Genomic DNA, 13,048 nt, shown 5'->3' with positions numbered 1-13,048 from the left:
CAAAAAGGTCGGACATATCCAGCTGCCAACGGTGGTCCCTCGAATGAATGCAGGTATCGGTGATGGGAATACTCCACGTCACCTTCAACTATGGGGGCTGGCAGCCCCCGAATTAGAGGGTCGAAATATGCAAATTGATTCCTTGTTTGCTACAGTCAACCGTGGCAGTGCTCCTCCGAATCAGAACCTCGCCGTCAAGGTCACAGGCTACGCTTTGTCAGATCGGCCCGAGGAAGCAGTGGTCATCGGCACCGATATTGCTTCTGGCCGTGACGTCCGTGTATCCCTTCGTCCAGATACACGTAAAAGCAAGAAATTTCCCCGGCCTGAGGTCGCCGATTTCGCTTTCGACATTACCAAGCTGCCGCCCCAGGCCATTGCTATCCAGGAAAATCTCCAGAGGGCGCAGCGTGCGGTCTACCCAGGCGGTGTGATCCTGTTCGATGACGTATCGCCAGCCCGCAACAAGGGCGACGGGAATTATACAGCTTGGTGGCCATCCAAGCTTGCCGCCAGCACCGACGACCTCGTCATGGTACGGATCGCCATGGCCCGCGCGCTTCCCGTTATTCAAGATCAGCGAACCGGCCAAATCCGGCAACAGGTGGAGAGCCTTTTCCCGGACGCCGCCGTGATGGTTTCTCGCACGGACCAACTCACGGAGCGCATCGCACAGTCATTGGATGTCGCATCAAAAGTTCCCGGCACCAGGGGCTTCATGCTCAGGGCCACCGATCCTGACAGCGGTGAGGTGAAAGCGGGGTTCGTGTATGAGTCGATCAAGCTCGATCCCCATACCAATGCCCCCATCGTCAAGAGTTCGAAAGATGTCGCCCAGGACATCCTGGCCACCGCCGTAGGGTCCGCCATCAGTAGCTGGGTGACCAATGGCCAGCCGGTCGAGATCGTACCGGTTGTCCGTGCCAACGTCGGCGCCGATACGGTGAAGAGCAACACCAAGGGAGCCACGCCCGAGGAGGTCCGGCCGTCCTTCGAGCGCTTCTACAAGACGTCGTCGGGGGAGGTCGGCTTCGCACCTTCCATCGTCGCGATGAAGCCCCGCAAGGGCGATAAAGGCTGGTTTGTCAGCCATGTCGGCCCGACGTCCACGGCGCCCGCCCTGTATGTACCGGAAATGGTGCCGACAGGGGTCAAGGAAGCGGCGCCGGCGGCGGCATTGGCTGCCGCCATCACCAGCGCCGAGCCGGAAATCAACCCGGATGACATTCCGGACCCGCTGGCGGACGAGTTGGATGACGATCTCGCCCACGCCGCGCGCCCGTGATGACAGTCCACTTATGAGAAATGGCGTCGGCCGGTGGTCGGCGCCATTTCTTTTGAAGGATACATGATGCAAAAAGCAGTTTGGATTGATTTGACAGCCTACGGCGGCCGGCTGCAACTGATCCAGGTGCCCAGCCGTGGGCGATACCTGATCGCGACGTTGGGGGCCGAGCACCAGGATCTGCGAAAGTTAGGCTTCAGCTGGTGGCCGCGCTCAAATGTCTGGGGAAAAGTCTCGGAACCTCTGAAGATCGACGACTGGCAGAAGCTGTTTCCTGCCGCTTTGATCCACGAACTTCCGCTCAATGAAATCCGCTTAGCACCCCGCTTTGTCCATTCGGCCGGACGAATTGACCAAAAAAATTCATCAACCGCACAGAGTGCGGTTTCAAATGCTGCTGAAGTGTCATTGATGCAGGTCGTCCAGCTTGGGCGGAATTTCCGAGGCGAGCAGGTGATGGAGGGTGCCGACGGCCGGTTCATTCGGTTGGACGACCGCACGGCCATCGAGGGATCACCGGATCAGTCTAGGGCCGCGTTTCTACGTGCTTCGCTCGGCGATCCCGACGAACTCGCCTTGTGTGCCGACGGCTTCGTGCTTGACATGGATGTCGGCGGGGAGCGGAAATCGTTCCAGGACCTGATCAAGTTCGGCCGGGTGATTGCCGACGAACTGCGGGCAGACGATCCCAGGTTCCGCCAGGTGCAGGAAGCGATCGAAGCATCGATCGTCAGAAGGATATCAAAGGAAGGTGCCCTCTCCAGGGGTGCGTTCGACCTGGCGGTGCGGCTCAACGACAACCAACCGACGATGAAGGCGAGAACGTCGTCTTCCGTCGCCCTTCAGCAGTATTCCACTCCGGGTCCTATGGCCGTCGCCGCACAATGGCTGCTGGATACCGAACGCCTGTCTGCCTCCGGCATCCGGCTTCTCGATCCGACGATCGGCAATGGCTCGCTTGTTTCCCTCTCTCCCGCTGCCAAAGTGCTGGGCTTTGACCTCGACACCAACCGCCTGGAGCGCGTAGCTCGCATGCTCGGCAACGTTGGTGAGGTCCACGCCGGCGACGCTCGTGCAGTTGCACTTCCTGAGCATGAAGCCTCCATCGTCAACCCGCCCTTCGGCGGTCTCGATCAACCGATCATCCGCGATGGCCTCCGCCTTTCCCGCGTAGACCAGCTGATCCTGTTCCGCACCTTGGCCGCGCGAACCCCAAGAGGGCGCACCGTGGCAATCATAGCCGGGGACAGCTACAAGTCGGCCTCTGCGGGCGAGGTGACGGCCGCCAGTCGGTATCTGTTCAACTGGATTGCCGACCATTACCACCTGGAAGGGGTCATCGAGGTTGATGGCCGGCTCTATAATCGGCAGGGTGCCGGTTATCCAGTTCGGCTCCTTTCCATCGGCGACAGGCGTGACACACCACTGCCTGGCGAAGGCGTGCGATCGGTTCCTTCAAAGCTTCCAGTCATCAGGGACTGGGATGCGCTTTGGACCTGGGCGTCATCCTTGCGCGACCAGCGCCAGACTGCTCCCGCCCTGGAAATCAGCCCTGCGCCGGTCCCAACGAGGTCCAAGGAGCTACGCGCCTCCAACACTTATCAAACCCCCTATGTGCCGTTCTCACGGGTATCAGAGCCGGAAGCGATGATCCCGAAAAACCTCGCCGCCGGCACAAGAGCCGCCCTGGCTCGGATCGAGGACGAGTATGGGTCTATCGACCAGTATGTCGGCGACGAACTGGGGGTGGCCCAGGAGGAGCTGGGAAAATTCTGGTCCGCAGAGCAGGTCGATGCCCTCGCCCTCGCCCAGGCCAAGATCTCCGCCGGAGAGGCCTTTGTGGTTGCCGATCAGACCGGCTTCGGCAAAGGCCGTATCCTCGCCGGCCTGGCCCGAGCTGCCATGCGAAAAGGCATGGCCGTGCATTTCGTTACGGAGAAGGCGAACCTCTTTTCCGATTTCTGGCGGGATCTTTGCGACACCGGCAGCGCCGACCTCGCAGGCCAACCCCTGATCCTCAATGACGCAACGGGCATTCTAGACACGATCACGGGGGAGGTGCTGGTTCCTGCGACCCCGAAACAGGTTCGCGATGCAGCCCTGGCGGGCGGAACCATGCCTTCCGACGCAATGCTGTCGATGTCGACCTATTCGCAGTTCAACAGCGAAGAGGGCCGCAAGTCAGCCTGGCTGGAGAAGGTCGCCAATGGCTGCCTGCTCCTGCTGGACGAAAGCCACAATGCCGCCGGCGATTCAAACACGGCGACCAACATCGCCGCGGCTGCATCCGGAGCGGCGGCGGTCGGCTATTCCAGCGCCACCTTCGCCAAGGATGCGAAAAACCTTGTCGCCTACGCTCCGCTTTTTCCGCAGAGCGTGAACGCGACGGAACTGCCCGAGATTCTGAGACTCGGCGGTGAGCCTATGATGGAAACGCTCTCCGGGATGCTCGCGGAACGGGGGAATATGATCCGGCGCGAGCATGACCTAAGCGGCGTCACGTTTTGCTCCCACATCGATGATCAGCGCCTGGAGCGGAATCGGCATCTCTGCGATCAACTGAGCCCCATCCTTTCGGCGATGGCGTTCCTGAGCGGCGATGTCAACAAGTTCGTATCCGCGATCAAGAAGGAAAACCGCAAGAGCCTGAAAAACGTTCCGGAAGCAGATAGAAAGGGTGCGCGTCTCCAGGTCACCACCTTCAACGTCATAAGCAGGCTCTACAACATCAGCCGCCAGTTCAGTCTGGCGCTGAAGACTGAATTCACGGTGGAGAAGACGCTGGAGGCCCTCGCCGCTGGCCGCAAGCCGACGATCGTTCTCGAAAACACGATGGCGAGCCTGCTTGATGAGATCACACAGGACCTAGCGCCCGATGAGCCGGTGGGCCTGCAATTTCGCGACCTGCTCAAGGTGATGGCGCAGCGCTTGCTGACGATCACGGAGAGAACGGGCTATGGAGCGCCGACGATCAGGGAGATTTCTGATCCGGATACGCTGAATGCGCATAAAACGTTGATAGAGATGATCGAGGAGTTCCCCGATCTGCCCTTGTCGCCAATCGACACGATCAGGGAGGCGATCACCAATGCCGGCTATCGGTGCGACGAGATCTCCGGCCGGTCGCGGATGCTTGTCGGTGACCGGCTTGTCGAGCGGACGCAGGTCCCTCGCACCTCGATCGTCGCCGGGTACAACTCGGGTCAGATCGACGCGCTGGTCCTCACCAGGGCCGGCAGCACGGGGATCAGCCTGCACGCATCCGAGAAATTCGCGGATCAGCGCCAGCGCGAACTGCTGGAATTGCAGATCGCGGCCAACGTCGCCGAGCGCATGCAGTTCTGGGGCCGGATCAACCGCAAAGGGCAGGTTTCACGGCCGATGATCTCCATGCTGTCATCGGGGCTCGTCTGCGAGCTTCGCGAGCTGGCCATGCAGAACACGAAGCTGAGGAAACTAAGCGCGAACGTCACCAGCAATCGGGAAAGCTCCGCCCTCGACACGGATGTCCCAGACATCCTCAATGTGGTTGGTGATGAGGTCTGCCGGGAAATCCTTGAGAGCCGCCCAGAGCTGGCTCACAGGCTTGCGATAGAGATGCCGGAGGACAAGCCGGACGGTCAGGATCTCTGGTATGTTAACAAGCTTCTGAGCCGCCTCATTCTCCTACGCTCCGACGAGCAGGAGGAGCTGTGGGAAAGCGAGATCAGCGCCGCGTATGATGCGAAGCTCAACGAATATGCGCTGCGGGGCGAAGACCCCTTTAAGGCGCAGGATCTTGGCAAGGCCCGTGTGACCCAACGGGTCCTTTTCGAGGGCGCCCAGGTCGACACGGACGACCCTTTCGAGGGACCGATCTATGTCAGCACCCTGGAAATCGAAAGGGAGGCCAAACCGCTGCGGAGCGATTTTCTGCAGGAGGCTATCCAAGCCGGCTGGCGGCATCTGTCGGATACGACGAAGCTGCCAGCCGACGACGCGATGCCGATGCTGACGAAGCGCATCCGTCAGAACTCGATGCAGCTCCTGCGGCGTGTGTTGCCTGAGCGCTTTGAAACGGTTGACCAAGCGCTGGCGGATGAAAAGCCCAATGCCGTGAAAGCGACCTACAATCGTCTTGCCGCACTTGTCAGCCATCTTCCGAACATCGTGCCCGGCGCTGGCATCAGCATTACGGGGAACGAAGGTGCGATCGAACGCCATGTTGTGATCCGAGTGGAGGTGCCGCAGAAGGGTCGCGAGCACAATGCGGGTGCTTGGTCCATCAGGTTCGCAGCACCAGGAACCGACCGCGTGCGCGCGCTCTCGCTCTATGCGCTGATCAACGATCCGAACTTCGAATGCACCGGGCCCGTGCGCAGCTTTCATGAATTCGATAACGCCCCAGCGGGTACGATCATCGAGCGGCGGGAGGTACTCGATGGCAACCTGTTCGACGCGGCGCGGTTTTCCCACCAGCATCGCCTCGGCAAGGTAGTCACCTATGAGGACGACCAGGGACTGAGGCGGCGTTGCATCCTGGTGCCGAAGAAGGCCGGACCGGTCGCCGAGTTGCCCGTCGAGCTTCGATCAGCCGAGATGGTTCGCGAGTTTCTCGCCGACCATCCGGAAGGTGAACTGGTGGACACGCTTCAATCACGTACCGGAGAGGGCTTGAGGATCGTCTGGACAGGCGGCCATGCCCGGCTGTTTTGCCCAGGCGCTACCGAAAAGGGGGGACGGTATTTCGCCGACGCCAGCCTTGTTGCGATCACGGGCGAGTGGGCAGGGTCCAGGGCGCTGATGGGGGTAAACCTCAAGGGCCTGGACAAGCTTCCTGAGGTTGCCGACTTGCTCTTCTCACGCGGAAACCGCCTCTATTGCGCGCCTGAGTTTCGGGCCTGGTTGAACGAATACAAGAGTCGAAACGTGCAGGTCCTGAGCCGGCATTGCCGCAATACCGATTCTGACGGCGAGACGGATTTGTCTCCCAACATGTCGGCACGATGATCATCACAGCAACATCAAGGGAGCGCGGCCAGAAGGCGGCGAGTGACGATGGTTCTGGTTCTGAAGAAGGATGTTGAGCATGTGATCGGGCGGGCGTTACCGCCCCCCGGCGGAAAGCTCCAATGGCGGTCGCCGGCATTTGACGAAAGCGAGTTGGTTGGCGAGGCGACGATCGCGCTGATGGGTGATGGCGGGCTTGAATTTCAGGTCGTGGAACGGGCGATCGCCGGCGGAGATGCGGACATGGTGGTGGAGCTGGTAGGCCTGCTCACGCCGGCTGGCATCGAATTCAGGCTGCCCGAGGATACCGTTCTCGACCGCCTCGCAGCCGTCAGGGAAGCGGTTTCGCAGTTCGACCTGGTGGAGGGTGCCTGATGTCCATCGTCCTGACCGAGAAGCCCTCGCAGCGCCGGAACGTCATCGCCGCCGTTGGCTCACAATACGGAGAAGTCCATGCCTTGCAGGGCCACCTTCTTCGGCTTGCGGAACCGGAGGAGGTCAATCCGCACTGGAAGGCATGGACCTACGATGTCCTGATACCGCCTGCTGGCCTTTATCCTTGGCGGCCGGACGATGGCGGTGGCAAGCCAGCCAGGCTGAAGACTATCCTCCAGGCGCTGAAGCAGACGGACCTGGTCTTCTTGGCCACCGATCCCGACAGGGAGGGTCAGCTCATCGGCGAGGAGCTTCTGGACTATGCGAAGTTCCGCGGCCGGGTGATGCGCGTGACCTTCAATGCCGAGGACAAATCCTCAATCCGAACGGCCTTCGGGAAAGCACGGCCGAATGCGGAGTTCCGCAATCTGCGCGAGGCGGCGATCGCACGGCAGCAAGCGGATCAGATCTACAATCTGTCACTGACGCGGGGTGCCACGATCGCCTTCCGCAAAGAGGGAGCACGCGGCGCCGTCGGTGTCGGGCGTGTAATGACCGCCACCCTGGCGATCGTCTGCCGGCGGCAGCTGGAACGCGACAACTTCGTTGCAAAGGCCTACTTCGTCGTGACGGCCCGGTGTAACACGGCGGCCGGCTCCTTCCAGATGCGTCGTATCGGGGACACGCTGACAGATGAAGCGATTGCGCGTTCAGTCGCTCTCGCGGCCGGTACCTGGTCCGGCCCCCTCTCGGTTGAGAAATCGGTCGAGCGCCAAGCGCCGCCCATGCTGTTCGACATCGCCGGCTTGATCGCCGCTGGAGCATCTGCCTGGTCCTGGTCGGCGGAAAGGACGGCAGAGGTTGCCCAGTCGCTGTATCAGGAGCACAAGCTCATCACCTATATCGGGTCAGATGCGAAATACCTGCCTGAGGTCCAGGCGTCGGACGCTCCCGCCCTCGTCTCCGGCCTCGCCCAGCTGGGGCCCTATAAGACGCTGGCGCCCACCACGCCAACGATCAGGTCCGGCAAGGGAGGGCATTATTGGGATAAAGGTCTGGAAGGGTTCCCGCATCACGCCATCGTGCCGAACGTAAATGTGCTTGCGGACCATCAGGCGGCGGCAAGCGCCTACGGGGCGCTGTCTGGTGACGAGCATAAGCTGTTCGACCTGATCGCCAGACGGTATCTGGCGGCGGTTTCCGGAGATTTCGTGTTCAACCAGACCATCGTGAAGGCGCGTGTGTCCGTTCACGGCGCTGAACACGTTTTCGAAGCCCGTGGGCGCGTCCCTTTGGAATATGGGTGGCGTGGGATATGGCAAGATCCGGCCGATGACCAATCGGGAAAAGACACCGACGACGACAAGGCCGTCCTGCTGCCGGAAGTCGCCTCCGGAAGCCCCGCAACATTGGCCGATCCCCGCATTGAGGCGAAGAAGACCAAGCCGCCGCCGAACTACACCGAGGGCACGCTGGTGACCGCCATGAAGGAAGCCTGGCGTTTTGTGGATACCGATGCGGAACGGGACCGTCTCAAGGAAGCCCGTGGTATCGGCACCGCTCGAACGCAGCCCGAGGTTCTCAAACGTCTAAAAGTGCGAGGGCAGTTGACGGACGCGGGCAAATACATTGTGCCCACTCAAGAGGGCATGGGGCTTTTCTCCGTCCTCAGTGAAATAGCGCCAAGGGTCGTCAATCCTGCCATCACGGCCGATCTTGAAGACCGGCTTGATGGCATTCTGTTGGGGAAAGCGAAAACCGGGGAGATCCTTCAGGCAATCGCGACAGAGGTCGGCATCGTGATGGAGCGCTTCCAAGGCAAGTCATCGACGCTTGGAGGAGACCGCCCGCCCAAGCCGGCAATCGAACCCATCGAAGGTCATGGCGCTTCGTGTCCCGCCTGCGGCACCGGTAGGATGATCACACGCAAGGGCCGTGGAATGCCATTCCTAGGGTGTTCGGCCTATCCGAACTGTAAGCACGCGATTTTTCCTGACAGAGGAAGCGAAAGTGACACTTCACGGAAAGCAGAAACGGCCACTGGTGGCGATGTGGCATATGCCATGGATGGCAAGGGCCAGCGAATATACCTGACGACCGAGTTCGAAGAAAAGGATACGGTCAAGCGATTGGGAGCGCGTTTCGACGGCAAGGAGAAACGGTGGTATATCGACAGTTCGATGGAGCGCGGACCATTTGAGCGGTGGCTGAAGTGAGGGATCTCTGATGAAGAATCAAACTGATCGTGATGACGAAGATGAAGCCGTCGAACTGACCGACGAAGAATTGCGCGACCTCGGATTGGAAGAAGACGAAAACTAGAAGGAATTGGTGGCGATAGGTTTATATATTTCGAGTTTATCAGGTTTGAAGTTGGAGTTGTCGTTTGCACATATAGGCGTCATCCCTGATGGGTAGGAGTTGCCAATCGGAGGACGACCATGGTGAAGCGATTTACCCCGGCTGACAGGATGGCCCCATATGAGCGTGCAGCCCAAGCGGTGCTGGACGCGATCAGGAGGGGTGTCGACCCCTGGCGCCCCTCCTGGTCGGCAGCCGTCAATATCAATGTCCCCTTCGTTCCCGTTAACGCGTTGACCGGCCGTCAATATCGGGGGGTCAATCGCATCGTCCTCAGCTTTGCCGCGTTTGACGACGGCGACGATGTGAAGATATGCATGGCGGGCGGAGACCCCAGGTTCTGCACCTTCAACCAGGCAACTGGGCGCGGGTGGCGCATCAAGAAGGGAGCTAAGGGCTTCCCAGTTTTCTTTTACAAACGCCGGGAGAGCACGCTGGCCATCGACGATCCTGGCGAGGTGGACGAAGCCCGCCTCGCGGCTGATCGCGGGGACGATAGCTTCGTGATCGAGGGGGAAGAGGTTTTCCGGAAACGGAGCATTCCAATTCTGAAGACCTACACCGTCTTCCACGCGTCCCAGATCGATGGCATCCCTGCGATCGAGGATGTTATCGTGCCGGCCTTGGGATGGGCCTCGGTGGAGGCGGCCGAACAGATCGCAGCAGCGTCGGGTGTTCCCGTTATCCATGGATCGACCCAGGCCGCGTATGTGCCGGCGCTCGACAAGGCCCTGATGCCTGCCAAGCATAGTTTTTCTAGTGCTGCCGATTACTATACGACGCTGATCCACGAACTTGGCCATGCAACAGGCCATCCCAGCCGGCTGGCCAGGATGTTTGGGATGCCGGGAACGACAGATTACGCCAGAGAGGAACTGCGCGCGGAAATGGCGTCATTCATGCTGTGTGGCGAGATCGGGCTCAATGGCAAGATTGAGGACCATGCCAGCTATATCGACCATTATCTCAAGCTGTTGGAGAACGATCCGCGCGAGTTGTTCCGTGCATCGAAAGATGCGCAGGAGATCGCGGACTGGCTGTATGAAAGGGCATTTGGTCAGCGGCTGGATCTGGTGTTCGACTATGGTGTCCGAACAGACGATAACGAGCGGGTAATGATCGATGTTGCAGATATCGATGGATATCAGCTGGCGTTGTTATGAGCGACAAGCTGTGGATAACTTGTTGCAGTATTTTATAGTTATTAGAATCAATATGGATTTAGTAGATTACACATTTACCGCCTCCGAAAGCGGTGGTGGATCATGGGGTTACAGGACTTTTGGTCGGTGATCTGGCGAATCAGGGTCGCCAATTGATTGAGCTTTCGGCTGGTGATCCGGCGAGCCTTGGGGTGGGATAGGTCGAATCATCGTCGGCGATAAGGAGGAACAGGACTTTTGGTCGGTGATAGGGCGAGTATGGATTTCGGCCGAATCCCGTGTTTGGTCGGCGAAAGAGCGAGTAGATGCGGGCTTCTAAGGGAATTGGTCGGTGATAGGTCGAGGCTGAACCTGTTGATGGCCTCGCGATGGCCGATTCTCGACGCTGAACGGCTCCCGCGTTCCCAGCCGCGTTCCCAGAAGTTCGCCCTATTGCCGACCAATCCAGCTGTCGGCCCTAAAGGGCGGCGTGAAGTTCGACCTATCACCGACTTGGCGGGGGATAAGATTCGACTTATCGCCGACTATCATGCAGAGGGGGCTGGACAGTTGCTGTCATACCAGATTTTGATAGGCCAGCTTGGAGACCGCGATGACCACCCAGCTTGCACTTTCCCTGGTTTTTGACAGCCCCCTCGTCGGCAAGGTCAGCAACGACAGGACCAACATGGTGTTTCCCTTCTTCGCGCTGACGAAGGAGAGGGTCACAGAGTTGCCGGCCTATGACGATGGCACGGTTCGTATCGAAGTTCGCGGTACCGAGCTGGGCGTGGCAACGATGTGGGACAAGCGGCTGCTGATCTATATCGCGTCGCTTATCCAGGGCAAGGTCAACCGTGGCGAGCTGATCGAGACAGGCTCCCGGCGGGTAACATTCACCGCCCACGATTTCTTCCGCGTCAACGATACATCGCCCAATGAGGGCGCCTACGACCGGCTGCTGGAAGGGTTGAAGCGACTGAAGAGCACCACCGTTTTCACCAATATCGAGACCGGCGGTGAGGGGGAGGATAGTGCATTTAGCTGGGTGTCTGATTACAAGCTCTCCTACCGTCGATCCGAAGATGGGAAGACAAAGACCTTAAAGGGTATATCGGTAGAGCTGTGCCCCTGGCTGTGGCGAGCGATCATGCGCGATAACCGCATGCTGACCTATCACGCCGATTTCTTCCGGCTGGGGCCTATCGAGCAGCGGCTCTACGAGATTGCCCGGGCGCACTGCGGGAACCAGCCCGGCTTCCGGATCAATATTGAGAAACTGCGCCGAAAGGTTGGCACACAGCAAGAGTTGAAGCACTTCAAGGCACTGCTGGTGAAGCTGACGAAGCAGAAGGACGCCCTCCCTGAATACAGACTAGCCCTTGTAGACCCACGCAGCCGCGGGGCTGATCGCAAGGCCCCTCGTCAACCGGGGCGCACGCCGCTCAAAGGGTACATGGTCTGGTTCTTTCGGGATGACCAACCTTGGACGGAGATGATGAAGACCCCGATTGACGGCTATCCTGAGATCGACGGCAGCGAACTGGTGACTGTCGGCGAAGCTTAAGCTTCATGGCATCACCGCGCGAGCGCAGTCTTGTTCCCTGATGGCGTGGACGATTGTCTCCAAGTCGGTGGTGAGCGACAGGAGAGCCCGGCCGGCGGCACCCCGGAGCTTGTTCAACCGCTTAACAACATCCAGTCGCGTTGCAGGACCGTAGCCGGCGAGCTGACGCACCATCGGGTCGGCGTGCGTCCGCAGCATGTCGGTCTTGGTGAGCATCACGCATCGGCCGCTGCCGGCAGTGGATGCCGACGTCGCCGGCGGCCTAGCCCTGGTCTCGTTGGTAACCGGGCCGGTATCAGTGCTGACAAGGCGGCCGAGCGTGTCCTGCGGGCGCGGACCGGTCGTTCGATTGAACAGGATGCCCGAGAGGTAGGCGGCGAGGTTGGCTATAGGTCGATAACGGGAGCTGGCCTCCCGGCGCTGGGAGACGACCAGGGCCTCAAGGACCGACAGCGCGGCGACGAGGGGCCGGCGCTGAGCGACCCTGTGGTAGGCGGTGAGCGAAAAGCCAGCGATCCGCGATTTCAGGAGGTCTTCGACGGCGGCGAGCCAAGCGGCAGTCGATTGGCCGTTGAGACCGGGGAGGGCGTCCGGCGCCACTTGGCGGACGGCATAGGCGGCCAGGTCAAGGAAGGTGGTCTCCTCGATGTCTGCCGGCCCGGTCGGTGTGGCAGCCGCAGGCACTTCCGTGACGCGAGGTGCTTGTATCTGTTGAGAACAAAATTTCGACCTACAGCCTAAGTTTGTAGAGGTTGTAGTAGTTTTAGATATAAGTTCCTGACTCTTGGCTGCGGATTTTTGCACCCCCCGCGCATTTGAGCGCCCGCCCTGCACCAGGGACGATGCCGACACCAAGAAGATGTTCGGGAGCGACGTGACTTCGTTGACCCGCTCTTCGATCACCCGCAGGAAGCCCTGCTGCTGGAGCACCCGACAGGCGGCCTGAACGGCTCTTACAGACACAAGGCATTGCCGGCCCAGTTCCGCGATCGTTGATCGGTAGGACCGGGAGCCATCCGCCGTAAGGTCTGCCAAGCGGGCGGCGACGATCCGCATCACGGGCGTCAATAGGGGCAGCATGCCGGCGACATTGCCGCCCATGGAGATGAGCTTTGCGGTCGCTGCGTCGGCCTGCGCCCGGCGGGCGTCTGCGCTGGCCAAGCGCGGGCGGCGCGCTCCAGCTGGTTCTGGTCGCATCGGGTTCTTCCGTGAAGATATGGGGTGGCGCACGCGGCTGCGTCAGGCAGCACGTCCCCATTCGAAGAATCCGATTGCGATTTCACGATTGGCGGGGGTATAATCTCCCTTGCGACTTGGAGATCGGTTCCG

At 60.2% G+C, this 13,048-nt stretch carries 7 protein-coding genes; 6 read left to right on the top strand and 1 reads right to left on the bottom strand.

What is annotated here, in order from left to right; all coding sequences use genetic code 11:
- Positions 1-127 precede the first annotated feature (127 nt).
- From GE253_RS23070 to GE253_RS23045, 6 genes are all read left to right on the top strand, one after another.
- Positions 128-1,285: a hypothetical protein gene (locus GE253_RS23070; RefSeq protein ID WP_153206509.1), complete on the top strand. Its 1,158-nt coding sequence runs from the start codon at positions 128-130 to the stop codon at positions 1,283-1,285.
- 33 nt (positions 1,286-1,318) lie between these two features.
- Entirely contained in the window at positions 1,319-6,274 is a 4,956-nt protein-coding gene (locus tag GE253_RS23065) for a strawberry notch C-terminal domain-containing protein (protein WP_153206508.1), read from the top strand.
- 42 nt (positions 6,275-6,316) lie between these two features.
- Positions 6,317-6,649: a hypothetical protein gene (locus GE253_RS23060; RefSeq protein ID WP_153206507.1), complete on the top strand. Its 333-nt coding sequence runs from the start codon at positions 6,317-6,319 to the stop codon at positions 6,647-6,649.
- Entirely contained in the window at positions 6,649-8,865 is a 2,217-nt protein-coding gene (locus GE253_RS23055) for a DNA topoisomerase (protein WP_153206506.1), read from the top strand. The genes GE253_RS23060 and GE253_RS23055 overlap by 1 nt, the downstream gene beginning before the upstream one ends.
- Before the next feature lie 225 nt (positions 8,866-9,090).
- Positions 9,091-10,173 carry a zincin-like metallopeptidase domain-containing protein gene (locus GE253_RS23050; RefSeq protein WP_153206505.1) on the top strand — a complete coding sequence of 361 codons (1,083 nt, stop codon included), beginning with the start codon at positions 9,091-9,093 and terminating at the stop codon, positions 10,171-10,173.
- A 592-nt stretch (positions 10,174-10,765) separates the two neighbouring features.
- A complete protein-coding gene (locus GE253_RS23045; protein ID WP_153206504.1) occupies positions 10,766-11,719 on the top strand; it encodes a replication initiator protein A in 954 nt (317 codons plus the stop codon).
- A gap of 3 nt (positions 11,720-11,722) precedes the next feature.
- On the opposite strand, the gene GE253_RS23040 is transcribed toward GE253_RS23045, so the two are convergent.
- A complete protein-coding gene (locus tag GE253_RS23040; RefSeq protein ID WP_153206503.1) occupies positions 11,723-12,880 on the bottom strand; it encodes a hypothetical protein in 1,158 nt (385 codons plus the stop codon).
- Positions 12,881-13,048 lie beyond the last annotated feature (168 nt).

Source organism: Niveispirillum sp. SYP-B3756, assembly GCF_009495745.1.
Lineage (GTDB): Bacteria > Pseudomonadota > Alphaproteobacteria > Azospirillales > Azospirillaceae > Niveispirillum.
The sequence above is the reverse complement of the archived record's forward strand: the minus strand, read 5'-3'. Positions and strand labels throughout refer to the sequence as shown.